23 protein-coding genes and 1 pseudogene are annotated in these 23,786 nt (G+C 69.6%); 7 read left to right on the top strand and 17 right to left on the bottom strand.

The window, feature by feature from the left end; genetic code table 11:
- Positions 1-117 precede the first annotated feature (117 nt).
- Complete coding sequence (locus FPZ12_RS40790) at positions 118-1,032, top strand: dihydrodipicolinate synthase family protein (RefSeq protein ID WP_144757392.1); 915 nt, start codon at positions 118-120, stop codon at positions 1,030-1,032.
- 388 nt (positions 1,033-1,420) lie between these two features.
- Here FPZ12_RS40790 and FPZ12_RS40785 read toward each other — a convergent pair whose 3' ends face one another.
- From FPZ12_RS40785 to FPZ12_RS40775, 3 genes are read right to left on the bottom strand one after another with little or no spacing between them, the layout of a single operon-like run.
- Complete coding sequence (locus tag FPZ12_RS40785) at positions 1,421-1,795, bottom strand: group I truncated hemoglobin (RefSeq protein WP_144757390.1); 375 nt, start codon at positions 1,793-1,795, stop codon at positions 1,421-1,423.
- Positions 1,779-2,423: a hypothetical protein gene (locus tag FPZ12_RS40780; protein WP_144757388.1), complete on the bottom strand. Its 645-nt coding sequence runs from the start codon at positions 2,421-2,423 to the stop codon at positions 1,779-1,781. The genes FPZ12_RS40785 and FPZ12_RS40780 overlap by 17 nt, the downstream gene beginning before the upstream one ends.
- The gene (locus FPZ12_RS40775; RefSeq protein WP_144757386.1) at positions 2,420-3,622 is read right to left on the bottom strand and encodes a globin domain-containing protein; all 1,203 of its coding nucleotides are present in this window, start codon (positions 3,620-3,622) and stop codon (positions 2,420-2,422) included. The genes FPZ12_RS40780 and FPZ12_RS40775 overlap by 4 nt, the downstream gene beginning before the upstream one ends.
- Positions 3,623-3,949: 327 nt before the next feature.
- On the opposite strand from FPZ12_RS40775, the gene FPZ12_RS40770 reads away from it, so the two are divergent.
- Positions 3,950-4,213 carry a hypothetical protein gene (locus FPZ12_RS40770; RefSeq protein WP_144757384.1) on the top strand — a complete coding sequence of 88 codons (264 nt, stop codon included), beginning with the start codon at positions 3,950-3,952 and terminating at the stop codon, positions 4,211-4,213.
- A gap of 6 nt (positions 4,214-4,219) precedes the next feature.
- On the opposite strand, the gene FPZ12_RS40765 is transcribed toward FPZ12_RS40770, so the two are convergent.
- Positions 4,220-6,004: a gamma-glutamyltransferase family protein gene (locus FPZ12_RS40765; RefSeq protein WP_144757382.1), complete on the bottom strand. Its 1,785-nt coding sequence runs from the start codon at positions 6,002-6,004 to the stop codon at positions 4,220-4,222.
- Positions 6,005-6,281: 277 nt separating this feature from the next.
- Between FPZ12_RS40765 and FPZ12_RS40760 the strand changes: the two genes are divergently transcribed.
- From FPZ12_RS40760 to FPZ12_RS40745, 4 genes are all read left to right on the top strand, one after another.
- The gene (locus tag FPZ12_RS40760; RefSeq protein WP_144757380.1) at positions 6,282-7,421 is read left to right on the top strand and encodes a sugar ABC transporter substrate-binding protein; all 1,140 of its coding nucleotides are present in this window, start codon (positions 6,282-6,284) and stop codon (positions 7,419-7,421) included.
- Between the two features lie 83 nt (positions 7,422-7,504).
- Positions 7,505-8,278, top strand: coding sequence for an ATP-binding cassette domain-containing protein (locus tag FPZ12_RS40755; RefSeq protein WP_144757378.1), 774 nt, complete (start codon positions 7,505-7,507; stop codon positions 8,276-8,278).
- Between the two features lie 9 nt (positions 8,279-8,287).
- Positions 8,288-9,712, top strand: a complete 1,425-nt coding sequence (locus FPZ12_RS40750; RefSeq protein ID WP_144757376.1) for an ABC transporter permease subunit — start codon at positions 8,288-8,290, stop codon at positions 9,710-9,712.
- Between the two features lie 52 nt (positions 9,713-9,764).
- The gene (locus FPZ12_RS40745) at positions 9,765-10,943 is read left to right on the top strand and encodes an ROK family transcriptional regulator (RefSeq protein WP_144757374.1); all 1,179 of its coding nucleotides are present in this window, start codon (positions 9,765-9,767) and stop codon (positions 10,941-10,943) included.
- Here FPZ12_RS40745 and FPZ12_RS40740 read toward each other — a convergent pair.
- The 6 genes and pseudogenes from FPZ12_RS40740 to FPZ12_RS40715 form a co-directional block, all read right to left on the bottom strand.
- Positions 10,944-11,351, bottom strand: a pseudogene (locus FPZ12_RS40740) (beta-class carbonic anhydrase); the annotation flags it as partial.
- Positions 11,352-11,379: 28 nt separating this feature from the next.
- On the bottom strand, positions 11,380-11,913 hold the full coding sequence (locus FPZ12_RS40735; RefSeq protein ID WP_144757370.1) for a hypothetical protein: 534 nt from the start codon (positions 11,911-11,913) through the stop codon (positions 11,380-11,382).
- A gap of 22 nt (positions 11,914-11,935) precedes the next feature.
- A complete protein-coding gene (locus FPZ12_RS40730; RefSeq protein ID WP_144757368.1) occupies positions 11,936-12,115 on the bottom strand; it encodes a hypothetical protein in 180 nt (59 codons plus the stop codon).
- 176 nt (positions 12,116-12,291) lie between these two features.
- Positions 12,292-12,588: a MoaD/ThiS family protein gene (locus tag FPZ12_RS40725; RefSeq protein ID WP_144757366.1), complete on the bottom strand. Its 297-nt coding sequence runs from the start codon at positions 12,586-12,588 to the stop codon at positions 12,292-12,294.
- Complete coding sequence (locus tag FPZ12_RS40720; protein ID WP_144757364.1) at positions 12,585-13,700, bottom strand: WD40/YVTN/BNR-like repeat-containing protein; 1,116 nt, start codon at positions 13,698-13,700, stop codon at positions 12,585-12,587. The genes FPZ12_RS40725 and FPZ12_RS40720 overlap by 4 nt, the downstream gene beginning before the upstream one ends.
- A 45-nt stretch (positions 13,701-13,745) precedes the next feature.
- Positions 13,746-14,951 carry a S1C family serine protease gene (locus FPZ12_RS40715; protein WP_144757363.1) on the bottom strand — a complete coding sequence of 402 codons (1,206 nt, stop codon included), beginning with the start codon at positions 14,949-14,951 and terminating at the stop codon, positions 13,746-13,748.
- Positions 14,952-15,053: 102 nt separating this feature from the next.
- On the opposite strand from FPZ12_RS40715, the gene FPZ12_RS40710 reads away from it, so the two are divergent.
- Complete coding sequence (locus FPZ12_RS40710) at positions 15,054-15,383, top strand: YnfA family protein (RefSeq protein WP_144757362.1); 330 nt, start codon at positions 15,054-15,056, stop codon at positions 15,381-15,383.
- A gap of 596 nt (positions 15,384-15,979) precedes the next feature.
- Here the strand turns inward: FPZ12_RS40710 and FPZ12_RS40705 are convergent.
- From FPZ12_RS40705 to FPZ12_RS40675, 7 genes are all read right to left on the bottom strand, one after another.
- Entirely contained in the window at positions 15,980-17,212 is a 1,233-nt protein-coding gene (locus tag FPZ12_RS40705; protein WP_144757361.1) for a styrene monooxygenase/indole monooxygenase family protein, read from the bottom strand.
- Entirely contained in the window at positions 17,205-17,819 is a 615-nt protein-coding gene (locus tag FPZ12_RS40700; protein WP_144757358.1) for a GTP-binding protein, read from the bottom strand. The genes FPZ12_RS40705 and FPZ12_RS40700 overlap by 8 nt, the downstream gene beginning before the upstream one ends.
- Positions 17,794-18,174, bottom strand: a complete 381-nt coding sequence (locus FPZ12_RS40695) for a DUF742 domain-containing protein (RefSeq protein WP_144757356.1) — start codon at positions 18,172-18,174, stop codon at positions 17,794-17,796. The genes FPZ12_RS40700 and FPZ12_RS40695 overlap by 26 nt, the downstream gene beginning before the upstream one ends.
- A 21-nt stretch (positions 18,175-18,195) precedes the next feature.
- On the bottom strand, positions 18,196-18,639 hold the full coding sequence (locus FPZ12_RS40690) for a roadblock/LC7 domain-containing protein (RefSeq protein ID WP_144757354.1): 444 nt from the start codon (positions 18,637-18,639) through the stop codon (positions 18,196-18,198).
- On the bottom strand, positions 18,636-19,877 hold the full coding sequence (locus FPZ12_RS40685) for a sensor histidine kinase (RefSeq protein WP_144757352.1): 1,242 nt from the start codon (positions 19,875-19,877) through the stop codon (positions 18,636-18,638). Before FPZ12_RS40685 ends, FPZ12_RS40690 begins: the two co-directional genes overlap by 4 nt.
- Positions 19,878-20,092: 215 nt before the next feature.
- Entirely contained in the window at positions 20,093-20,875 is a 783-nt protein-coding gene (locus tag FPZ12_RS40680) for an MSCRAMM family protein (protein ID WP_144757350.1), read from the bottom strand.
- Positions 20,872-23,511 (bottom strand): MFS transporter, encoded by a 2,640-nt coding sequence (locus tag FPZ12_RS40675; RefSeq protein ID WP_144757348.1) that lies wholly within the window; start codon positions 23,509-23,511, stop codon positions 20,872-20,874. The genes FPZ12_RS40680 and FPZ12_RS40675 overlap by 4 nt, the downstream gene beginning before the upstream one ends.
- Positions 23,512-23,786 lie beyond the last annotated feature (275 nt).

The raw sequence follows: 23,786 nt of genomic DNA, 5'->3' as shown, positions 1-23,786 counted from the left end.
TCCCTGACCCCCACCCGCCGCCGAGCTGCACCTCACAGTTCGCTCGCATTGACCGGTCCATCGGCGCGGCCGTACGCTGACATGGGACGTCCTACGTCCTACGTGAAAGGGAGCATTATGACCGACCCTGTCCTCGACCACGGCGTCGTCCCACCTGTGCTGACTCCGCTCACTCCGGAGCGCGAGCTGGACGTGACCTCCCTCGAACGGTTGGTGGGCTTCTTGCTCGACGCGGGGGTGCACGGGTTGTTCGTCACCGGCTCCAGTGGCGAGGCCGCCTATCTGCCCGACGATGTCCGCTACCGCGTGCTGGAGGTGACGGCGGGCGTCGCGGCCGGGCAGGTTCCGGTGCTGGCCGGGATCATCGACACCAGCACCCCGCGCGTGATCCAGCACGCGTACGCCGCGAAGGCCCATGGGGCACAAGCACTGGTGGCCACCGCCCCGTTCTACGCGCCGACGGCGCCACCCGAGTTTCCCGGGCACTTCCGGGCGATCCGCGCGGCCGTGGACCTGCCGCTGATCGCCTACGACATCCCGGTTTCGGTGCACGCCAAGCTCTCCCCGGACCTCATCGCCGAGCTCGCCGCGGACGGCACCCTCGACGGGCTCAAGGATTCCAGCGGTGACCTCGACGCGTTGCGTGCAGTCCTCGAAACAGCGCCCGGTTTCCGGGTGTTCACCGGCTCCGAGACGATGGCCGACGTCGCGCTTTTCCTTGGCGCGCAAGGACTCGTACCCGGACTGGGCAATGTGGACCCACACGGCTACGTGCGCCTGTACGAAGCCGCGCGCCGGGGCGACTGGGTGGCAGCGGGGGAGGAACAACGCAGGCTTCGCCGCCTGTTCACGCTCATCACCGTCGGCGGCAGCCGGATGGGCCGCTACTCGTCGGCGATCGGCGCGTTCAAGGAAGCGTTGGTGGCACGGGGAATCCTGGCCCACGGCACCACGAGCGTGCCGATGATCCCGCTCGACGGCACCGAACGCGCCGCCGTCCGCGCGCGCCTCGCGGAGGCCGGGCTCGGCTGAGCCACGGCCCCCGGCGAACGTTGCCGCGACGAACGCGACCCCGGTGAACGTGGCCCCGGCGAATGCGACCTCCACGGAAGCGGCCCCGGTGAACGCGGCCGCAACGAACCCACCCCGGCGAACGCGGTCCCGACGGACGCGACCGCAATGAACGTGGCCCCGGTGAACGCGACCTCGATGGATGCGACGTCGGTGAACGCGACCGCAACGAAACCGACTCCATCGAACGCGACTTCGGCGCACGCGGCGGCAACGAACGCGGACGCGGCCACGGTGGGCGCGACCTCGGGGGACGCGACCACGGCGGGCGCGACCTCGGCGGGCGCGGCCGCAACGAACGCAACCCCGACAAACGCAACCCCAACGAACGAGACTACGGCGAACGAGGCTACGGCGAAGCGAGCTTCGTCGGTGCCACGATTTCCGGTGCCAGCGGGGCGATGGCGGTGACGATCTGGTCCACCAGATGCCCCGGCACCCCGGCCGCCCGCAAGGACTCCGTCAACAACTCCGCGACCCGGTCGAAGTGTTCCTGGCCGATACCCCGGCCGCGGTGCGCGTCCCGCATGCTCAGGCCGTCGTAGAAATCGGGGCCGCCCAGTGCCTTCGCGAAGAACTCGACCTGCCTGCCCTTGAGCCGCGGCAGGTTCGCGCCGGCGAAGTACGGCGCCAGGCCCCGGTCGGCCAGCACCCGGCGATAGAAGTCGTCGACGACGGCGGTCAGCGCCTCCTGCCCGCCGATCTGGTCATAGATGCTCGTCATGATCACCTTTCCGGTCGTCGGGATGCTCGGGCAGCCGCGCGAGCTTGTCGACCTCCTGCGCGAACGCGTCGGAGGCGGCGTGCAGTTGCACCTGGATGGCGTGACAGAACGCGCGGAGCCAGGCCAGCCGGCGTTCGAGCTCCTCGACCTGCGCGGTGCGCTCCTCGCCGGCATGCGCCCGGTAGGCCTCGACCGCTTGCTGCGCCGCGATTTCCGCCCGCTCCTGCGCGTCGTGCAGCAGCGCGCTCGCGTGCCGGCGCGCGTCGCCCGCCATGCGGCGGCAGTGCGCCTCCGCCTGCGCGATGTACGCCTCGGCCTGCAACTGCGCTTCGGAAAGCAGGTTCACCGCTTCGACGTCGATCTGGATCGGCATCAGCGACGGGTCCACGTTCTCGCCGTGCGCGCGGTACCAGTCGCGCAGCCTGTCCACCTCCGCGCGCAGGCGCGCGTTCTCCGCTTCGCCCGCGGCGATCTCCTCCGCGAGCCTGCGCTGGAACAGTTCGACCTCGCTCGGGTCCACGCCGCGGCGGCCGATCGGTGACTTGCTGAAGGTGACGCTGCGGATCCGCTCGGGCGTGAGGGCCCGCCGGAACGAGGGCTGCCGCTCTTCGTTGGCCTGCAGTGTCATGCTCGGTCGTCCCCTTGGAAGATGCCCGGCACGGTTTCGGCCGGGCTGCCATAGCCGGAAAAGTCCTCGACGTGCACGCGCTCCTCGCCGATCCCCGCGGCGCGCGCCATTTCCCTCGTTTCGGCCACCATCGACGGCGAGCCGCACACGTACACCTCGTGCTCCGGCCACGGACCGTGCCGCAGCGCGACGTCGCCGACCAGGCCCCGCGCGCCGCGGAAACCCCGCTCCTCCGACACCACGGGGACGATCCGCAACCGGGGCAGCGCCCTGGCGAAAGCCTGGATGCCCGCCAGATCGTGGAAATCGCGCGCGGCGCGGGCGCCGGCGAACAGGTGAACCTGCCGCTGGAAACCCTCGTTCGCGATCTGGCCGAGCAGCGCCTTGAACGGGGCCAGCCCGGTGCCGCCCGCGATCAGCACGACGTCCTGTTTGTGGTCGATCGTCAGCCGCGTGCCCACCGGCGCGCCGACGCGCAGCGTGTCGCCCGGCGTGATCGCCTGCACCAGCGCGGAACTGACCGGCCCGCCGTCGATCATCCGGACGTGCAGCTCGATGACCCCGTCGTCACGCGGCGGGTTGGCGGGGGAGTAGTAGCGCCACATCCGGGGCCGCAGATGGCTTTCCACTGCGACGCTCTGACCGGGCAGATAGCTCAGCGGGCGGTCGGTGCGCAGCAGCAGCACGGCCACCTCGGCGGTGCGCCGTTCATGCCGGAGGACTTCCGCGTTCCACCACGGCGGCGACGTCTGCGCGCTTTCCTTCGCCGCGGCCACCATCACTTCGGAAACCAGGCCGTACGCCGCCGTCCAGTCCCTCGACAGCGCCGGAGTCCAGTCCTGGCCGAGGAAATGTTCGAGCGTGGTGAGCAGTGCCTTGCCCACCGCGGGGTAGTGCTCGTCGCTCACCGCGAACTTGCGGTGATCGCGCCCCAGTTGCTGCAGGAACGGCACGGCGATCTCGAGATCGTCGACGTTGGCCACCACTTTTCCCAGCGCGGCCAGGAGTTTGTCGCGCTGTCCGGACATTCCGGCAGGGAACATTTCGCGAACCTGCGGATGGGTCAGGAACAAGGTCGAATAAAAGAACAACGGAACCTGGCTGCCGTATCCGGAGACTACGTGCCAGCTGTTCCGCAGGCGGTCGGTATCCACCGTGCGATCGAGGTTCCTTTCTCCCGCCCCCGGAAACTGGGCCATTCGGGTCTGCCCGATCGGCCGGTTTCCCGTGCGAGCTTAAAACCAGCGCAATTTGCATTCAAGGGGTTGCGCCCGCCGGGAAAAAATTTCGTCCGATCTTTCCTGAATCGGCAGTAAGTAACGCTCACCCTGTGTCGAATTCCGACATCGCGGAGCGTGTTTTCGCACGGGGGAATACGGAAAACGGCGGACGCCGGGGTGGCACCCGCGGCGCTTCTGCGCGCGAGCGCCGCGGCGTTGCCCTTCACGGGCGTTCGATCTGGTGACGAGCACGGTTTCCTTCCACCACTGGGAAGATCAGCGCGCGGGGCTCAGGGAGCCGGCAGGATGCTCGTGCCCGGCGGCGTCTTCGTGCTCACGTACCTGCACGCGGTCGGATTCCTCCGCTTGGTCTTCGCGCTGGGCGGGCGGCGCGCCCGGATGCACACGAAACCGGAGCTGGCCGGGATGCTGCGCGAGGCCGCGCTCGAAATCACCGGCTGGGCGTCCGTTTTCGATCTCGACCCGCTGCTGCCACTGCGCGTTCGCCGCGCCCGGCCGCCGAACCGCCGGGTCCCGCTCGTCACCGCCGTGATCGCCCGGCGGCCCTGAGCCGCGTCACCTTCCGGCCGCGTAGCCCTGCATGCCGCGCGGGTTGGAACCCGCTGCCAGCACGCCGGTTTCCGGGTCGCGGGCCACCGCGCACAACCGTCCTTCCGACCACGGGCCACCCACCGTCACGACGTGCCCGCGCGATTCGAGCGCGGTGATCACGGAATCGCCGATCCGCGATTCCATGGTGATCCCACCGGGCGTCATCGAGCGCGGGTAGAACGAGCCGGGGAAACCGTCGCTGTGCCAGTTCGGCGCGTCGATCGCGCCCTGGAGGTCGAGGCTGCCGCGCACCTTTCCCCGCAGGGCGACGGCGAGCAGGAAATGCAGGCTCCACTGGTCCTGCTGGTCCCCGCCCGGCGTGCCGAACGCCAGCACCGGTTCGCCGTCGCGCAGGGCCATCGACGGGGAAAGCGTGGTGCGCGGGCGTTTTCCCGGGGTGAGCGAGTTCGGCAGCCCGGGGTCGAGCCACGCCATCTGCAGCCGGGTGCCCAGCGGGAAACCGAGGCCGGGCACGACCGGGTTCGACTGCAGCCAGCCGCCGCTCGGGGTGGCCGCGATCAGGTTGCCCCAGCGGTCGGCGACATCGAGGTGGCAGGTGTCGCCGCGGGTCGCGCCGTTCTCGGCGACGGTCGGCTCGCCAGCGCCCGCCGGGGTGACGATCCGCCCGCCGGCCGCGACGAACTCGGCGTGCTTGCTCAGCTTCGGAGTCCGGCCGTCAGGGCTGCCGGGCCGCAGCTCGTGTGACGCCTGCTCACCGATGAGCGCACGGCGGGTTTCGTTGTAGGCAGGGGAAAGCAGCGTTTCGAGCGAGACGTCGGCGCAGTCGCCGTAGTACGCCTCGCGGTCGGCCATCGCGAGTTTCGTGCCCTCCAGCAGCGTGTGGTAGTAGTCCGGCGTCCCGTACTCCAGTTCGCCGGGCAGCAGGGCGAGTTGTTGCAGGAACGACGGTCCCTGGCTCCACAGCCCGGGTTTCGCGACGATCCAGCCGTTCCACGTGTAGGTGGCGGGATCCTCGTAGGTCGCGGTGAACGCGGCGAGGTCGTCGCCGGTCAGCGTGCCCCGGTGCCGTTCGCCGGAAGTGTCCATTGTGGATTCCGACGCCGCGGCGGCGAGTGCTTCGGCGATGAACCCCTCGCGCCACACCTTGCGCGCGGCTTCGATCTGGGCTTCCCGGTCCGCGCCCGCGGCCTCGGCTTCGCCGATCAGCCGGCGCCACGTCCGCGCCAGCACCGGGTTCTTCAGCAGTTCGCCCGGCGCGGGCGCTTTCCCGCCGCGCAGGTACAGCTCCGCGGAACTGGTCCACTCGGTCTCGAACAACTCGAGCACGGTTTCGACCGTCGCGCCGACGCGTTCGACGGCAGGGTGCCCGCGCTCGGCGTAGGAGATGGCGTACTTCAGCACCTCGGCCACCGATTTGGTGCCGTGATCGCGCAGCAGCACCATCCACGCGTCGAATGCGCCCGGCACCGCCGCGGCGAGCGGGCCGGTGCCGGGCACCAGTTCGAGGCCCAGTGAACGGTAGTGCGCGATCGTCGCCCCGGCCGGCGCCGGTCCCTGTCCACAAAGGACTTTGGGTGCGGAGCCGGCGGGAGCCAGGATGATCGGCACCTCGCCGCCCGGCCCGTTGAGATGCGGCTCCACGACGTGCAGCACGAACGCCGCGGCGACGGCGGCGTCGAAGGCGTTGCCGTCGTCCTCGAGTACGGCCATCGCGGTGGCCGAGGCCAGCCAGTGGGTGGAGGACACCATCCCGAAGGTGCCCTGGAGCGTGGGGCGCGTCGTGAACACGGGGGTGAGTATCGCTGGCCGCGGTGGCTCAAGACAGCCTCCCACTCAGTGACCCTTGGCCACGGAAAGTCACATCCCGGCGTGTGCGAACGCGAACTTCCACCCTGGTCGGGGCAAGAGCCCGGCGGGGCGGCATCACCGCCCGTTACCAAGACGTGAACTGACGTGCGGACTTAATCGATCCAGAAGTCTTCCGTTCGTGACCGCCCGCGAAGTATGTTGTCGCGCACAACATTCGAATGTTGCCGACCACAACATTTCCTCTCTAGGGGACGCAATGAAGCGGAGAAAGACCCTTGCCCTGCTCGCGGTGGGCGTCGGCGCGACTGTCGCGCTGACCGCCTGCGGAGCGAACAGCTCAAGTGACTCCGGCAGCGGCGGCACCAGCGCCTCCGCGGGAGCCGGCAACGCAAGCAACAACGGCCCGAAGGTCGGCGTGATCCTGCCCGAGACCGCGACCTCGGCCCGCTGGGCCGGGTTCGACCAGCCGATGCTGCAGGACGCGCTCACCAAGGCCGGGATGAACCCGATCATCGAAAACGCCCAGGGCGACGACCAGAAGTTCTCGCAGTACGCCGACAGCATGCTCAGCCAGGGCGTGAAGGTGCTGATCATCGCCGCCCCCGACGGCGACGTCGGCGCCACCGTCGAGCGCAAGGCGAAGCAGCAGGGTGTCCCGGTCATCGACTACGACCGGCTCAACCTCGGCGGCAGCGCCGACTACTACGTCAGCTTCGACAACACCCGTGTCGGCGAGCTGCAGGGTGGCGCACTCAAGGACGCGCTCGCCAGCAAGCCCGGTGCGCAGGTCATCGAGATCGAAGGCTCGCCGACCGACAACAACGCGACCCTGTTCTACAACGGCCAGCAGAACATCGTCGGCCCGCTCTACTCCTCCGGCGCGCTGAAGAAGGTCGCCTCGCAGCGCATCGACAAGTGGGACAACGCCCTCGGTGGCACGACCTTCGAGCAGTTCCTTTCCGCCAACGGCGGCAAGGTGGACGGCGTGCTCGCCGCCAACGACGGCATGGCGGGCGCGGTCATCACCGTGCTGCAGAAGAACGGCCTCGCCGGCAAGGTGCCGGTGACCGGCCAGGACGCCAGCGCCGCCGGGCTGAAGGCGATCCTGCAGGGCACCCAGTACTCGACGGTCTTCAAGCCGATCCTGCAGGAGGCCCAGTCCACCGCGCAGCTGGCCGCCTCGCTGATCAAGGGTGACACCGCCGGTGCCGATTCGGTGGCCAAGGACTCTTCGACGGACCCGACCGGGAACCGTACCGTCAAGTCCGTGCTGCTCCAGCCGCAGGCGATCACGAAGGACAACGTGAAGGTCGTGGTCGACCAGGGCTACGTCAAGGCGTCCGAGATCTGCGGTGGCGACACCGCCGCCACCTGCACGCAGCTCGGCATCAAGTAACGATCCCCGCAACCCCGCGCCGGAGTGCCCCCCGACGGCACTCCGGCGCGACGGGTGCGATCCGATGATCTGGAGGTACCGCGGTGAACGAGCCGATCCTCGAACTGCGCGGTGTGAACAAGAGTTTCGGCCCGGTGCACGTCCTGCACGACGTGGACCTGCAGGTGCGCGCGGGGGAGGTGACCGCGCTCGTCGGCGACAACGGTGCCGGCAAGTCCACGCTCGTCAAGTGCATCGCCGGCATCCACGGGGCCGACAGCGGCGAAGTCCTCTTCAACGGCGAGCCCGTGCACATCCACAACCCGCGTGACGCGGCGGCGCTCGGCATCGAGGTCGTGTACCAGGACCTCGCGCTCGCCGACAACTTGGACATCGTGCAGAACATGTTCCTCGGCCGCGAGCGCACCAGCTCCGGGCTGCTCGACGAGGCTTCGATGGAACTCGCGGCGCGCAAGACGCTCGCGTCCCTTTCCGTGCGCACCGTGAAATCCGTGCGCACCCCCGTGTCCGCCCTCTCCGGCGGGCAGCGGCAGACCGTGGCCATCGCCAAGGCGGTGCTGTGGGAGAGCAAGGTCGTGCTGCTGGACGAGCCGACCGCGGCGCTCGGCGTCGCGCAGACCCGCCAGGTGCTCGACCTGGTGCGCCGGCTCGCCGAGCAGGGCCTCGGCGTGGTGCTGATCAGCCACAACATGAACGACGTGTTCGAGGTCGCGGACCGCATCGCGGTGCTCTACCTCGGCCGGATGGCCGCTGACGTCGCGGCCAAGGACGTCACCAACTCCCAGGTGGTCGAGCTGATCACCGCGGGCCGCTCCGGCGATCTCGGCCTGGCCCGCCCCGAAGTCGCGGCCGTCTAAGGAAAAGAAATGACTGACACCCCCACCAAGTCTCCCGATTCCGACGCGGCGATCGCCGACTTCGGCATCGACACCACCTCCCGCACCGCGTCCGAGGCGATCGGCGACTACTTCCGGCGCCTGCGCGGCGGCGAACTCGGCGCGCTGCCCGCGCTGCTCGGCCTGCTCGTGCTGGTGCTCGTGTTCACCGGGTTGTCGGACTCGTTCCTGACCCTGAACAACATCGCCAACCTGTTCGCGCAGGGCGGCGGCCAGACGATCATCGCGATGGGCATCGTGCCGGTGCTGCTGCTCGGCGAGATCGACCTGTCCGCCGGTACCGCGTCGGGTGTCTGCGCTTCGGTGATGGCGCTGCACTTCACGCAGAACGGCAACCTGCTCGGCGCGCTGGGCAGCACGCTGTTCTACGGCTTCGTCATCGGCGCCGTCGTGGCCGTGGCGCTGTGCGTGCTGATGCGGATCTGGATCGGCGCGGCGCTGTCCGCGGGGATGATCCTGATCTTCCTGCTGGGCATCCCGGCGAACCCGTGGATCGAGATGCTGCTCGCGGTCTGCATCGGCGCGGTGATCGGCAGCCTGACCGGCGCGCTGGTGTCCAAGATCGGCATCCCGGCGTTCGTCGTGACGCTGGCGTTGTTCATCGCCTGGTACGGCGTGGTGCTGGCACTGGTCGGCGAAGGCGGCACCGTCCCGATCCGGGACAGCCAGGTGCTCTTCGACGTGGCCAACGGCAACCTCAACGTCATCGGCAGCTGGGTGATGTTCGTGGTCGCGGGCGGTGGTTACGCCGGCGTCGTGCTGTTCCGGCACTTCTCGCGGCTTCGGCACGGGCTGGTCGCGCAGCCGACCTCGCTGGTGGCCGGGAAGGCCGCCGCGGTGCTCGTGCTCGGCGCGGTGGCGACGTACCTGATGTGCGTCAACCGCTCGCCCAACCCGAACCTGACCACCATCGAGGGCATCCCGTACGTGGTGCCGATCATCCTGGTGCTGCTGGTGGCGGGCACGTTCGTGCTCGACCGCACCCGCTACGGCAGGCACGTCTACGCGGTGGGCGGCAACAAGGAGGCCGCGCGGCGCGCCGGCGTGAAGGTCGACAAGATCCGGATGAGCGTGTTCATCATCTGCTCCTCGGTCGCGGCCATCGGCGCCATCGTCTACAGCTCGAAGGTCGGTTCGGTGGACGGCAACGCGGGCAACGGCAACACCCTGCTGTTCGCGGTCGGCGCCGCGGTCATCGGCGGCACGTCGCTGTTCGGCGGGCGCGGCAGGCTGCGCGACGCGGTCATCGGCGGGCTCGTGCTCGCGACTGTCCAGAATGGTCTCGGACTGCTCGGATACCAGGCGGATACAGTGAACATCACCACCGGACTGGTCCTGCTGGTAGCGGCTGCCGTCGACGCCCTGTCCCGCAGGCGCGCCGCGGCCGCCCGCTGACGGGCGTGCGCACCACCGGGGGCCACGCCGGTTCAGCAGCAGGGAAGACGAGGTGACGAGCACACCCACCGCCGGGACACGCCCGGACGACGTCCGTCGCCACAACCGTGCGGCACTGCTGCGCAGGCTGCACGTGGACGGCCCCTCCACCAGGGCCAGCCTGGCCACCGCGCTGGGCCTGAACCGCAGCACCATCAAGGCGCTGGTGGACGGGCTGGCCGAAGACGGGGTGGTCGAGGAACGGGTGCCCGCGCAGCGCAGCGGCGCGGGCCGCCCGTCCCTGCTGGTGCTGCCGCAGCCGCAGGCCGCGGTCGTGCTGGCGATCGACATCCGGGTCGAGCGGGCCGCGATGGCGCTGGTCGGCATCGGCGGGCAGATCCTCGCCAGGGACAGCTGGAAGGTCCGCGAGGGCAACCGGGAACCGGTCGAGGTGTTCACCAAGATCGTGGACTACTTCGGCCCGCTGGTCGCCGAGCAGGAGACCCCGCCGGTCGCCATCGGGGTCTCCGTGCCCGGCGTGGTGCGGCATTCCGACGGGTTCGTGCACGAGGCGCCGAACCTGCACTGGGCCGACGTCCCGCTCGGCGCGTGGCTCTCCCGCGAGCTGACGTTGCCCGTCCACATGGGAAACGACGCGGAACTCGGTGCGGTGGCGGAACATCTGCGCGGTTCCGCCCGCGGCGCCGAGGACGTCGTGTACATCAGCGCGGACGTCGGCGTCGGCGGTGGGGTGATCTCCAACGGGCTGTCGCTGCGCGGCGCGGGCGGGCACCACATCGGCGAAGTCGGGCACATGGTCGTGCGCCCCGGCGGAAAACGGTGCTACTGCGGGGCGCAGGGGTGCTGGGAGACCGAGGTCGGGGAGCGCGCGTTGTGCCGCGCGCTGGGCATCGACGAGGACTCCCCGGTCGGCGCGATCGTCGCGGAGCTGCGGGCGCTGGGGACCAGGGGCCCGGAAGCGCTTTCCCGGCTGGACGAGTTCGTGGAATGGCTGACGCTCGGGCTCGGCAACGTGGTGAACCTGCTGTGCCCGCAACTGGTCGTGCTCGGCGATCTGTTCACCGCGCTGCCGGCGCCGGTCGTGGCGCGGGTGGAGCAGGCGGTGCGGGAACGGTGCCTGGTCAGCCGCGCGCTCGGCGGTACCCGGGTGGTGACGTCGCCGCTGGGGTCGGACGCCAAGCTGCTCGGGGCCGCCGAGCTGGCCTTCGAGACGGTGCTGTCGGACTGGTGACTACTTCACTTCGCTGAGCCGCCCGGTCGCCACGTCGAAGACGAAACCGCGCACGGAGTCCTTGCGGGGCACGAAGGGACTGGCCTTGATCCGCGCGATCGACTGGCGCACATAGGTTTCCAGGTCGCTGAACGCCTCGGCGGCCCAGCCCGGCTTGATGCCCACCTCCTGCCGGATGGACTCGCGGAACTCGTCGTCGGTGAAGGTGAGCATGCCGCAGTCGGTGTGGTGAATGAGGATGATCTCCTCCGTGCCGAGCAGTCGCTGGCTGATCGCGAGCGAACGGATCTCGTCCTCGGTGATCACCCCGCCCGCGTTGCGGATCACGTGCGCTTCGCCCTCGTTCAGGCCGAGCACGCCGTGGACGTTGATCCGCGCGTCCATGCAGGCGACGACGGCGACACTTCCCAGAGGGTGAACCGGCCGTGGTCGAGTCCTAAGTGGACTGGGGGAGTGCCACGCTGTCCGGGACCGTACGGGGGAGCGCGCGCAGCCACTCCTCGGGCGGGTCGGGCCACCAGCGGCCGGACGGGAGACGGGACAGCACCTCGGCGACGGCGGCAGCGTGCGGGGCCGCCGGAATCACCCGGCTCGGCGACACGCCCGCGAGGACCCCCAGCCACCAATGACGCTCTGTCGCCGCAAGGGATTCCGGGTCGAGCAGGACGTAGTAGTCGGGCAACGTGAGGGCGCCGGTCCGTAGCCGGGACAATGTCGCTTCGACGGTCACTTCCAGCGTGCCCGGAGTGCCGGCGCCATCGAAGAAACCGGCCCATGCGGCCGCGAGCCCGGAGAGCGGGTCCGCGTCGTGCACCACGTACGCCGCATGGGAGTGCGCCACCAGTTCGCGTGCCGCGTCGTCGTCCGGCACCGCCGCGGCGCGCACGTTGGCCAGTACGTCGAGGCGGGGGACGACCTCCGCGGCCGTCTCACCCGCGACGACGACTACCGTGCTGTTCGGCCTGGCCACACCGCACAGTCTAGAAGAAAGATCAGAGTTCGAGGGTGGCCTCGGCGGCGCAGGCGGCGCGGCACGGCCACGGCTGGCCGCAGGCTTCGCAGCGGGTTCCGGTGCGCAGGTGCTGCGCGAGCGTCTCCACGGCGCTGTGCCGGTACTGCTCCAGCAAAGTGTCCCAGGCCTGCGGTGTCTTTTCCGAGATGTTGTCCGTCATGGTGATCACGACCTTTCGGCGCCCTGACAGCGTTGTCGGGACAGGGACGCCGTAGCGGCATCTTCCTTACGCCAGATCCACCGGTGGGCGAATCGGGCGAACCAAACACTACGTTTTCCGCGTGAAGCCCGCGTGGGTTGCCTCTCCGGCGTGTCGGCGGCAGGCTCCGTGCCCGGTCAGCCACCCGCCATCGCCCCGATCACCAGGAACGGCTCCTGCCCGCGGACCACTTCCGCGGGCAGCGGGGCGTCGGGCGCTTCGTGGGACAGATCCTCTTCGCACGCGAAGAATCGCACGAACGGGCGACGCCGGAGAGTCTGCTGATCGCGGATCGTGCCGCGCAGCGCGGGAAACCGCGTCTCCAGCTCGTCGAGCACGGTTCGCTGGGTGATCGCGCCGGGCAGCTCCAGCTCCACTTCACCGGCCACGCCCGCGAGCTTGCGCAGGTGGGCCGGCAGCACCACGCGGATCATGACAGCGTCTGGACCTCGACCGAGAGCACCGCCGGGAGGTCGCGCACGATCGGCTCCCAGCTGTCGCCCGCGTCCGGGGAGGCGTACACCTGCCCGCCGGTGGTGCCGAAGTACACGCCGCACTCGTCGAGCGAGTCCACGGCCATCGCGTCGCGCAACACGTTGACGTAGCAATGTTCCTGCGGCAGCCCGCGGGTCAGCGGCTCCCATTCGCCGCCGCCGCTGCGGCTGCGGTACACGCGCAGCCTGCCTTCGGGCGGGAAGTGCTCGGAGTCGCTCTTGATCGGCACCACGTACACCGTGTCGGGCTCGTGCGCGTGCACGTCGATGGCGAACCCGAAGTCCGTGGGCAGGTCCCCGCTGATCTCGTGCCAGTGCTCGCCGGCGTCGTCGGTGCGCATGACGTCCCAGTGCTTCTGCATGAACAGCACGTCCGGCCGGTCGGGGTGCTGGGCGAGCCGGTGCACGCAGTGCCCGACCTCCGCGTCCGGGTCCGGGATGCCTTCGGACAGCAGCCCGTGGTTGACCGCCTGCCAGGTCTTTCCCTTGTCGTCACTGCGAAAGACCCCGGCCGCGGAGATCGCGACGTACATCCGGTCCCCGTCGCGCGGGTCGAGTTTGATGGTGTGCAGGCACATCCCGCCCGCGCCCGGCTGCCACGACGGGCCCGTGCGGTGCGTGCGCAGCCCGGGCAGCTCCTGCCAGGTCTCGCCGCCGTCGGTGGAACGGAACAGCGCCGCGTCCTCCACCCCGGCGTACACGAGGTCCGGGTCCGCGGGGGAGGGCTCGAGGTGCCAGACCCTGGCGAACTCCCACGGGTGCGGGGTGCCGTCGTACCACTGGTGCGTGCCCGGCGTGCCCTCGTACTCGAACCGGTTGCCCGCCGTCTCCCACGTCTGCCCGCCGTCGTCGGACCGCTGGATGAGCTGCCCGAACCAGCTGGTCGACTGGGAGGCGTACAACCGGCCGGGGTCGGCGGGGGAGCCGGTGAAGTGGTACACCTCCCACCCGCCGAAGTGGGGGCCGCTGACGTCCCACTCGCGTCTGGTTCCGTCCGCGGTCAGCACGAACGCGCCTTTGCGTGTGCCGACCAGCACTCGTACGCCCGTCATCGCTGCTCCTTCGCCGGAGGGATGCCGGAAATGTACTCCGCGGAATCAGCCGACGGGGCCCTCCGCGAGGGTGGCGTCCGCGCTCTGCTGCTCGCCGGTCTGCCCGATCCAGGTCAGCGTGACCTTGTCGCCGGGGTGCAGGGTGTCCATCAGCGTGGTCAGCCCGGTCGCCGAGTCGACGGTCTTGCCGTTGATGGCGATCAGCGTGTCGCCCGCCTGCAGCCCGGCCTGGTCGGCCGCGCCGCCGGTGACGATCTGCTGGATCAGCGCGCCGCCGCTGCCCTGGGTCTGGCCGCTGTTCGGGTCGGCTTCCTGCGCGTCGCTGACCGACACGCCGAGGAACGCCGAGGACCCGATGTGCACGGTGTCCGAAGCGGTGCCCGCCTCGATCTGCTTGGCGATGCTCAGGGCCTGGTTGATCGGGATCGCGAACCCGGTCCCGCCGGTGCCGCTCTGCCCGCCGCTGCGGCCGAACTGGTAGCCGGACGAGGCCGCGGTGTTCATCCCGATCACCTTGCCGTCGCTGTCGGCGAGCGCGCCGCCCGAGTCACCGGACTGGATGTTCGCGTTGACCTGGATGAGACCCTGCAGTTGTTCGGAGCTGCCGCTGGACTCGTCGCTGGCGGTGATCGACTGGTTCAACGCCGTCACGGTGCCCGGCGCGACGCTGGGCGTGCCGCCGGTGCCCCCGGCGTTGCCGATGCCGACGACCGCGTCACCGGTGGACACCTGGGACGAGTCGCCGGTGGTGATCGTCGAAAGGCCGGACGCGTTTTCCAGTTGCAGCACGGCGACGTCCTCGGACCGGTCGTAGCCGACGACCTTCGCCTGGTACGTCTTGCCGTTGCCGACGTCGGTCACCTGGATCGAGGTGGCCCCTTCGACGACGTGGTTGTTGGTGAGCACTTCGCCGTCGGAGGTGAGCACCATGCCGGTGCCCGCCGCCTGCGCGCCCTGGTATCCGAGGGTGGTGTTGATGTCCACCAGTCCCGGATCGACCTTCTGCGCGACCGCGTCGGCGTCCAGGGACTGGAGTTTGCCCTGGGAGGACGACGATGAGGAGGAGGACGAGGAGGAACTGTCCGGCAGGGCCAGGGAACCGTGGTTGGACTGGCCGACCCCGGAGACCAGGAAGCCGACCCCGATCAGCGCGGCAAGGGTGACCGCGCCCAGCGTCAAGGCCAGGCTGCGCAGCGGGCCCGGTTGCTTGCGCTGCGGAGGCTGTGGTGGCAGCGGCGGGTAGTAGCTCATGACTCCAGTGAACGCGCGCGGGCTGAGAAGCTCCTGCGTCGTGTCCGTGAATCAGCTGAGAACCGCCCGGCGTGCCCCGGATCACGTGGGTGAGAATGCGGCATGGGTCTGGTGCGTTCGATCGGGCTGTTCCTGCTGGCCGCGGTGCTGGAGATCGGGGGAGCCTGGCTGGTTTGGCAAGGGGTGCGGGACCATCGGGGATGGGCGTGGATCGGTGGGGGCCTGATCGCGCTCGGCTTGTATGGGTTCGTCGCGACCCTGCAGCCGGACGCGCACTTCGGCCGGATCCTCGCGGCCTACGGCGGCGTCTTCGTCGCGGGCTCGCTCGCGTGGGGCATGGTCGCGGACGGCTACCGGCCGGACAGGTTCGACGTGCTGGGCGCGCTCATCTGCCTGGCAGGCGTAGCGGTGATCATGTACGCGCCAAGGTGACGGTGGTGCCAGGCTGCTCGCCCACGCCCGAAACCGTTACCCGGCAAGGAAAGCCGAGAATCACCCGGCAGCCACCACAAAAACCGCCGCCGGGCAACGCGAAGCGAGCCGTCCCGACGCCCACACCCCTCCGCCGCTCCGATCCCCAGCCGTCCTTGGCGATCTCGGTGCCGGGTCAAGGCATCTTTCCCGCCTTGACGCGGTGCCGAGATCGCAAACACTCACGGATCGGGGCGGCGGAGGGGTGCACACAGCGCGCCCCGCGCGCGTCCGTTGCTGCCTCAGCGCAACCACGAGAAGCCGAGAGAAAAAGATCAAAAGATCCCCTCGCCGGGGAGGCAGGCTCCAGGATGGGCATGGCCCGTAGCTCGGCCGCCGCTCCCAGCGTGGCTGGGAAGAGAGTCGTGCACTCATCCCGTCGCCCGCGAAAGCAGTATCACTTTCCCCTGGACCCGCAAGCTCTGTGTTCCCGGGCGCGCGCCGGGCAGAAAGGTTGCGGGCCCAGGGCAAAGTGATGAGGGCCTGGGCAGGCGACGGGATGAGCACCCGACTCGGGTGGGTGTCCCGCCGGCGCGAGCCACCCACCCGTCAAAAACCTAAGACACGCTTGCCAGGTAGGCCTCGGTCTTTTCGGGCTCGAAGAACCAGTCCGCCATGTCCGGTGGGTTGTTGAAGCCGCCCGCGAAGCGGTTCGCCACCTTCTCGTTGGTCTGCGCCGCCCCGAGCACCTGCTGGATGTTCTCCGGCGGCGGCATCAGCATCGTGTTGGTGAGCTTGACGACGTGCTGCGCGTACTCCCAGTACTTGTCGAACGTGGCCTGCATGAACTCCCGGTCGAACGGCTGGTCCCCGTGCGCCAGTATCGAGTCCAAATAGGACTCCGCGCACTTGGCCGCGTTGTTCGCGCCCTGGCCGGTCACCGGGTCGTTGGCCACGACGACGTCCGCCATGCCGAGCACGAACGTGCCCGAAGGCAGCTCGCCAACCGGTTTCCGCACCACGGGCGGATAGCCGCCGGTGAGCACGCCACGCCGGTCCGTCAGCCGGGCGTCGTGGAAGCGTTCGTACTCCCACGGGGCGTACTGCTTGAACAGTTCCTTGTGCCGCGCCAGCTGTTCCTCCGGCTGCGGGCGGTCGCGGAACTGGTCCAGCGGCCCACCGGGAATCGCCGAAAGGTACAGGATGTCGGTCGGGCCGGTGTGCGTGTAGCCGGGCATGTGGATCATCTCGCCCAGCCCGGGCAGCACGTTCAGCCAGACGTTGACCGAGTCCGGGAACTCCGGCCGCGAGACCAGGCCGTCCACGTAGCACACGGCGAGATGCCGCTGCGGTTTGGTGAACGGCGAGCGCGACGGGTCGCGGTCGAACAGCTGGACCAGTTCGCCCTTGCCCGCCGCGACGATCACGAGGTCGTACATGCCGGCGAGCGAGTTCAGGTCGGCCGTGGTCACCCCGTGGATGATCACCTTGCCGCCGCGCTCCTCGAACAACTCCAGCCAGGCGGCCATCTTCACGCGCTGGTCCACCGACTGCGCCGGGCCCTTTTCCCACAGCCCGCGCCAGTTCAGCATCCGGTTGCCCTGGTCGTCGCCGAGGCTCAGGCCCTGATGCGTGATCTCGGGCGCGACGTCGTCCCACAGGTTCAGGCCGTGCTTGCGCTCGATGGTCAGCGAATCGTGGAACATGCACTGCGTCGAGGTGACGAAGCCGCCGCGGATCTCGTCCGGCGTGCGCGCCGACATCACCGTGACGTCGTAGTCGTGGTCCCGCAAAGTCAGGGCGAGCTGCAGACCCGACTGGCCCGACCCGACGATCAGGATCTTACGCATGCGCCCGAACCCTCCCGGACTCCGAAACCTCGGCCAGTGAAAGCGTGTACGAGACCAGCTCCTGCAGCGCGGTGGCCGTGGAGGCACGGTCGCGGGCGTCGACGGTGATCAACGGGACGTCCGGGCGCAGCGCGAGCGCCTCCCGTACCTCGTCGAGATCGTGCTGCAGCTCCCCGTCGAACAGGTTGACCGCCACGATGAACGGCAGGTCCGAGTCGTTCTCGAAGTAGTTGATCGCCGCGAAGGACTGGTCCAGCCGCCGGGTGTCCACCAGCACGATCGCGCCCAGCGCGCCGCGCGAGAGGTCGTCCCACAGGAACCAGAACCGCGCCTGCCCCGGCGTGCCGAACAGGTACAGCATCAGGTCCGGGTACAGCGAGATCCGGCCGAAGTCCATCGCGACCGTGGTCGTGGTCTTGGTGCCGTCCGGGGGCAGGTCGTCGGTGCCGACGCTGGCCTCGGTCATCCAGGCCTCGGTGTTGAGCGGGGGAACCTCCGAAACCGACCCGACCAGCGTCGTCTTGCCGACCCCGAAACCGCCCGCCACCACGATCTTCGCGGAGATCGTGAGCAGGCCGGGATCAGACGGGGAGCTGCTTGAGTCCATTGAGGATCCTCTCCAGCACGTTCCGGTCGTGGTGATAGGCGTGCGCGGTGGGGTGGATGAACACCGCGCCCTGCGCCGCGAGGTCGCTGACGAGCACGCGCACGACCCCGAGCGGGATGGACAGCATCGAGGACAGCTCGGCGAGCGAGACCTGCGACCGCGCGCGCTCGTAGAGCGCCTTCGACTCCGGCATCAGCTTTTCGGCCAGCACGGGGTCGTAGCGCGGCACCGACACCAGGGTTTCCACCAGCAGCTGGTGGCGGCCCCTCGTCCGGCCGCCGGTCAGGGTGTAGGGCCGGATTCTCTTGCTGCGCGGCCGTTTCGCCGCCTGGCCCCGCCCCGGATCCTGGGACATCGTGATCACTTCCTTGTCCGGCTAGCCGAGCGGGCGGCGGGCGGTGAGCACGCGGCGCAGGTCCGCGCGCGTCTCGGGGGTCAAAGCGTGCCCGGCGTGCGTGACGAACTGGGTCATCTCGTAGGCGACGACCTTCATGTCGCACTCCGGGCCGGTCAGCACGGCCAGGCCCGCGCCGCTGTCGATGCCCATGAACAGGAAGTATCCGCGCGAGAGCCGGATGATGATCTGTTCACAGGTGCCCTTGTCGAACAGGCTGGCGCTGTTGCCCGCGAGACTGAGCAGTCCGCTGGCGATCGCGGCGAGCTGCTCGGCCTCGGTGGTGCTGACCGCGTCCGACGCGGTCAGCGGGAACCCGTCCGAGGACATGATCAGGGCATGGCTCACGCCGTGCACCTTGTGGACGAAGTCGTTGATCAGCCAGGTGAAATCCTGTGCCTGCCGGCCGGTGGTCTCGTCCGTCACTGCTGCTTTCCCTCGGTGGAATCCTGGTCCTGCTGGTCATCCCTGGCGGCACGCTCCCCGTCGGAGAACGCGTCGAGGTCGGCGAGCAGCTTGTCGTGTCCCGCTTGCCGGTCTTCGGCCGGGGCCTCCGGCTCCGCGGACGGGACCGGTTTGCCGTTGGGGTTCTTGAAACTCTGCGAAACGCGGCGGGGAAGACCACTGGCCGTGGTGCCGCCGACGACCGGCGGGGCAGGCGTGGGCCGCGGGGCAGGCGGGGCTTCGGCCGTCGCCGTGGTGCGCCGGGGGAGGCCGCCCGCGTCGCCGCGGCTGGCGGGCACCTCGGGCACGAAACCGGGCGTGGCGGCCGGGGTGGCCTGCTGCGGCTGGAAGACGACGGTCTGCGAGCCGGACCAGCTCGCCTCGGGCAGTTCGCTCACCAGGGAAGCGGGCAGCAGCACGGAAGCGGTGGTGCCGTGCGGGACACGGCGGTCGAGCCAGGTGCGCATCTCGTGCCGGGCGGCGAGCCGCCGCACCACGGCCAGGCCCATGTGCCGCACCGCGGCGTCGTCGAGCACCGGGGCGTCGGAGAGGCGGCTGTTCAGCTCGCTCAGCCGCTCCGGCGGCAGCCCGATGCCCTCGTCCTCGATGCGCACGAGCACGCTGCCCTGTTCGGTCAGATGCGCGCTCACCCGCACGGGAGCGTTGGGGGGACTGGATTTCGTCGCGTTGTCCAGCAGTTCGGCCAGCAGCCGGGACAGGTCTTCGGCGGCGAAGCCGACGACGCCCAGCGAGACGACCCGGCCGATCGTGACCCGCGAATAGTGGTCGATCGAGGACATCCCGGCGCGCACCACGTCCACCAGCGAGGAGGTGTCCGAGGCGGCGTCACTCGCGTCGCGCCCGGCGAGCACCCGGAGGTTCTCGGCGTTCCGGCGCAGCCGGGTGACCAGGTGGTCCAGGCTGTACAGCTCCGCGAGGCGGTCGGTGTCCTCTTCCTTGGACTCCATCTCTTCCAGCTGGGAGAGCAGGGAATCCACCAGGTTGAGGTCGCGCAGCGCCACGTTGGCGCAGATGGCCGCCAGCGTCTCGTCCCGGGACGTTTCGCGGCGGGCGGGGGCCTGGGGCGCCGGCTGGAGCACCAGCGGCGGCCGGGAGACCGGCTGCGCCTGGGGGTTGTTGAGGAATTGCGCGGCCGCTTCGCGGGAGCGGTCCAGCAGCGCGCGTGACCGGTTGAGCAGTTCTCGAGCCCGCGTTGCCATTTACTCCACAGCTTTCTCGTCGCAAAACGGACTTCCTTGCAGGCCCCCGAAACCCGGCGCGTCCGTGTCGGCTGCATCATGCAATCAGAGAGCGGCCATCGTGTCCACCCGGTGACCTGATCTTGACTCTGTGTGCGATCGGGGTTCACCGCTCGCACACGGAAAGCGCTTTCTCACTGAGCGTACACGTTCGCACGCCCAGTGAGAGTAAGCGCTTACGCCAACTGGACGTCGTGCCGCGTACGGACCCCGTCGGCGATGCGGACCACCTGTCGCGACGGCGAATAGCTCGTCGCCACTACGGTGTAAGTGCCGGGGTCGAGATCGTGGAACACGTAGCGGCCGTTCTCGTCCGCGTGGGTGGTGCGCACGAGCTGGCCCGCGTCGTCGAGCAGGCTCACCGTGACCGCGGGCCGCGGGTGGTCCGGCACCGCGACCGAACCGCGGATCACCGCCCCGTCGGGCAGTTCCACGTCCTGCTGCGCCGTACCGGACTCGCCCGCCGTCACCGCGAGCGCGGCGGGGCGGTAGCCGGCGGCGTTCACCGCGAGCGTGTAGAAACCCGGCGCCAGCGAGGTGAAAGCGTATTCCCCGCTGCGGCCCGAAAGCCGGGAGCCGACCACGTCGCCGTTGGTGTCGGTGACGGTCACCGCGGCGTCCATGACCGGCACGCCGGTGGTGGCCGCGCGGACCACGCCGCGCAGCCCGCCCGCGCCGGTCAGCGCGACGTCGAGGCGCACCGGGCCGTCGAGCACGTTCACCGTGATCGCTTCCGGCTGGTACGACGGCGCCGAGGTGATCAGCACGTAGCCGCCGCGGCCGGGCACCTGCAGGGAGAAGGCCCCGCCGGAATCCGTGCTGCCGCGGCCGATCTGGCGGCCCGTGGTGTCGACGAGGGTGACGGCCGCGCCGGCCACCGGGCCGCCGTCCGGGTCGTGCACCCGGCCGGCGATCTCGGTGGAACGGCGGTTCTGCTGGGGGATCGGGGTCTCGGTCATGACGCCGCGTCCGCCCGCGCGCCGGAGGCCAGGTCGACGTCCACGTCCGAGGACTCGCCCGAGCTGAGGTCCACCTGCTTCACGGCGGGCTCGTACAGGCTCGTCACCACGGTGTACTCGCCGGGCTCGAGGTCCCGGATCTCGTACTGGCCGCTGGTGTCGGTCTGTGTCTTCGCGACCTGTTCGCCCGCCGAGTCGCTGACGGTCACGGTGGCGTTCACCAGCACCTGGCCGTCCGGGCCGGTGACCGTGCCGTGCAGCACGCCCATCGCGGCCACGACCAGCTCGACCACCGCGGGCTCCATCGCGCCGGCGAGCACGGTGACCGCGTGCGGCTGGTGGTTGTCCACGTGCGCGGTGACGGTCACCTCGCCCGCGGGCAGGCTGGAGAGCAGGAACTTGCCGTCGTGCGCGGAGCTCGTGCGGCCGACGACCTGCCCGTTCGCGTCGGTGGCCAGCACCGCGGTGCCCTCCACCGGCGCGCCGTCCGCGCGGCGCACGATGCCCGCCACGACACCGCCGCCCTGGACGGTGAAGTCCTGCACCGCGCCGAGGCCGTTCACGGTGACCGAGGCGGCGGCGGGCTGGAACCCGGTCGCGGTCACGATCAGCGTGTAGGTGCCGGGCGAGACACCGTCCACTGTGTACGTTCCGTCCTGTGCCGCCCGCGCGCGGCCGATCTGCATCCCGTCGCCGCCGGTCACGGTGATCACCGCGCCCGCGACGCCGGCGCCGGAGGGAGTGCGCAGCGTGCCGCTGATCTCGCCGGGACGGCCCGGGCCCATCGCGGCGCGGCGCACCGTCGGCGCGTCCATCGGGGAGGTCACCGGCGAAGCGGTGATGTCCACCAGCTCACCGCTCTCGGCGGCGAGTTCGGATCCGACTGTCTCGTGCGGGACGCCCGCGGCGGCCGGTTTCGGTTTGCCCACGAACCAGGAACATATCGCAGCGATCACGCAGACGATGATCGCGAACCAGAAGGCGGCGGTCAGGCCGTCGGAGAAGGGCTGCGAGATCAGGTTCGGGAAGAAGCTGCGGCCGGTCAGGAACGAGGCCTGGTCGGCGGGCAGCTGGTTGAGCACGCCGCCGAGCAGCTGCTGGATCGGGTTGTAGCCGAGGAACGCGGCGAACAGCACGCCCACCGGCGGCAGCTGCGCGATGCCCGCGGCCGCGTCGGCGGGCACGCCGTGCGCGGTCAGGCCCGAGCTCAGCGCGGAGGGCAGGCTGTTGGACAGGCCCGCGATCATCAGGCTGAAGAAGAACCCGATGGACAGCACCATCGCCGAGTTCTGGAACGTCGCCGTCATGCCCGCGCCGGCGCCACGCGCGTTGGCGGGCAGGCTGTTCATCACGTCCGCGCGGTTCGGCGACGTGAACAGGCCCATGCCGAGCCCGTTCACCAGCAGGATCGCCGCGAACGCCCAGTAGTTGAAGTTCACCGGCAGGATTTCCAGCAGCAGGAAGCTGACCGCGGTGGCCAGCATGCCGACGGTGGCCAGCGCGCGGCCGCCGATCCGGTCGGTGACGACGCCGGAAACCGGTGCGGCGATGAGGAAGCCGATCGTCATCGGCAGCATGTAGATACCGGCCCACAGTGGCGTTTGCTCGAAGCTGTAGCCGTGCTGGGGCAGCCAGATGCCCTGGAGCCAGATGATCAGCACGAACTGGAGGCCACCGCGGCCGAGCGAGGCGAGCAGGTTGGCGGCGTTGCCGAAGCTGTAGGCGCGGATCTTGAACAGGCCGAGGTTGAACAGCGGGTTGGCGACCCTCGTCTCGATGATCCCGAAGATGATCAGCACGACCACGCCGCCGATCAGGCAGGACAGCACCATCGGGCTGGTCCAGCCCATGGTGTGGCCGCCGTAGGGCTGGATGCCGTAGGTGATGCCGACGAGCACCGCGATGAGGCCGACCGCGAAGGTGACGTTGCCCCACCAGTCCATCTTGGCGTGGTGGCGTTCGCTGGTGTCGTGCAGCTTCAGGTAGGCCCAGATGGTGCCGAACACGCCGAAGGGCACGGAGACGAGGAAGACCAGGCGCCATTCGACCGGGCCGAGCAGGCCGCCGATGACGAGGCCGAGGAAGGAACCGGCGATCGCGGCGACACCGTTGATGCCGAGCGCCAGTCCGCGCTGCTTGGCGGGGAAGGCGTCGGTGAGGATGGCGCTGGAGTTGGCCATCAGGAAGGCGCCGCCGATGCCCTGCACGACTCGCCACGCGATGAGCCAGATCGCCGCGGTACTGCCGTCCATCCACGTGATCGCGAGGAACACCGAGGAGATCGCGAAGACCGCGAAGCCGAGGTTGTACATCCGGACGCGGCCGTACATGTCGCCGAGGCGGCCGAAGCCGACCACCAGCACCGCGGTGACGACGAGGAAGCCCATCATCATCCACAGCAGGTAGCTGGTGTTGCTCGACTCGAGCGGGTTGATGTGGATGCCGCGGAAGATGTCGGGCAGTGCGATGAGCACGATCGAGGAGTTGATCGTGGCCATCAGCATGCCGAGCGTCGTGTTCGACAGGGCGATCCACTTGTAGCGGGGCCCGAGTTCGTCGACGGACCAGGTCCGCTTGTGCCTCGAATGCGAAACCTGCGGGTCCAGCGTCTGCTGCGGGGCAGACTGCACTTCCATCACTCCAACCAGGGAAGCTCACGTCGCCATTGACTTCAAGCGGCAAATTTAGTTGACCTATGCTAACTGATTTGAGCTCGACCGGGCGATGAGGCTCACTGGATGGACTGACGTGATTCGTATCGCATCTTCACGGTGGGTGATCGTTTGTCGGGGTTTTGGGCGGCCGGGCTGGGGTTTGACCGGGTTCCGCCAGGGTTTCGCTCGCGGGTGCGGGCATTACGGACAAAAGGTGTGCAAGATACCAGGATGGGCGGGATCCGTCAGGGGGGCGG

It is taken from the genome of Amycolatopsis acidicola (genome assembly GCF_007713735.2).
GTDB classification, from domain to species: domain Bacteria; phylum Actinomycetota; class Actinomycetes; order Mycobacteriales; family Pseudonocardiaceae; genus Amycolatopsis_E; species Amycolatopsis_E acidicola.
Note: the sequence above shows the minus strand (reverse complement) of the source record. Positions and strands in the feature narration are given on the sequence as shown.

Bases quoted from the DNA above. Each gene is read 5' to 3' on its own strand.
- FPZ12_RS40705 (WP_144757361.1), bottom strand. From the start codon at position 17,212: ATGCGTAAGATCCTGATCGTCGGGTCGGGCCAGTCGGGTCTGCAGCTC.
- FPZ12_RS40750 (WP_144757376.1), top strand. From the start codon at position 8,288: ATGACTGACACCCCCACCAAGTCTCCCGATTCCGACGCGGCGATCGCC.
- FPZ12_RS40710 (WP_144757362.1), top strand. From the start codon at position 15,054: ATGGGTCTGGTGCGTTCGATCGGGCTGTTCCTGCTGGCCGCGGTGCTG.
- FPZ12_RS40680 (WP_144757350.1), bottom strand. From the start codon at position 20,875: ATGACCGAGACCCCGATCCCCCAGCAGAACCGCCGTTCCACCGAGATC.
- FPZ12_RS40675 (WP_144757348.1), bottom strand. From the start codon at position 23,511: ATGGAAGTGCAGTCTGCCCCGCAGCAGACGCTGGACCCGCAGGTTTCG.
- FPZ12_RS40725 (WP_144757366.1), bottom strand. From the start codon at position 12,588: ATGATCCGCGTGGTGCTGCCGGCCCACCTGCGCAAGCTCGCGGGCGTG.
- FPZ12_RS40790 (WP_144757392.1), top strand. From the start codon at position 118: ATGACCGACCCTGTCCTCGACCACGGCGTCGTCCCACCTGTGCTGACT.
- FPZ12_RS40715 (WP_144757363.1), bottom strand. From the start codon at position 14,951: ATGAGCTACTACCCGCCGCTGCCACCACAGCCTCCGCAGCGCAAGCAA.
- FPZ12_RS40730 (WP_144757368.1), bottom strand. From the start codon at position 12,115: ATGACGGACAACATCTCGGAAAAGACACCGCAGGCCTGGGACACTTTG.
- FPZ12_RS40685 (WP_144757352.1), bottom strand. From the start codon at position 19,877: ATGGCAACGCGGGCTCGAGAACTGCTCAACCGGTCACGCGCGCTGCTG.
- FPZ12_RS40695 (WP_144757356.1), bottom strand. From the start codon at position 18,174: ATGTCCCAGGATCCGGGGCGGGGCCAGGCGGCGAAACGGCCGCGCAGC.
- FPZ12_RS40760 (WP_144757380.1), top strand. From the start codon at position 6,282: ATGAAGCGGAGAAAGACCCTTGCCCTGCTCGCGGTGGGCGTCGGCGCG.
- FPZ12_RS40770 (WP_144757384.1), top strand. From the start codon at position 3,950: ATGCTCGTGCCCGGCGGCGTCTTCGTGCTCACGTACCTGCACGCGGTC.
- FPZ12_RS40785 (WP_144757390.1), bottom strand. From the start codon at position 1,795: ATGACGAGCATCTATGACCAGATCGGCGGGCAGGAGGCGCTGACCGCC.
- FPZ12_RS40700 (WP_144757358.1), bottom strand. From the start codon at position 17,819: ATGGACTCAAGCAGCTCCCCGTCTGATCCCGGCCTGCTCACGATCTCC.
- FPZ12_RS40775 (WP_144757386.1), bottom strand. From the start codon at position 3,622: ATGGCCCAGTTTCCGGGGGCGGGAGAAAGGAACCTCGATCGCACGGTG.
- FPZ12_RS40780 (WP_144757388.1), bottom strand. From the start codon at position 2,423: ATGACACTGCAGGCCAACGAAGAGCGGCAGCCCTCGTTCCGGCGGGCC.
- FPZ12_RS40720 (WP_144757364.1), bottom strand. From the start codon at position 13,700: ATGACGGGCGTACGAGTGCTGGTCGGCACACGCAAAGGCGCGTTCGTG.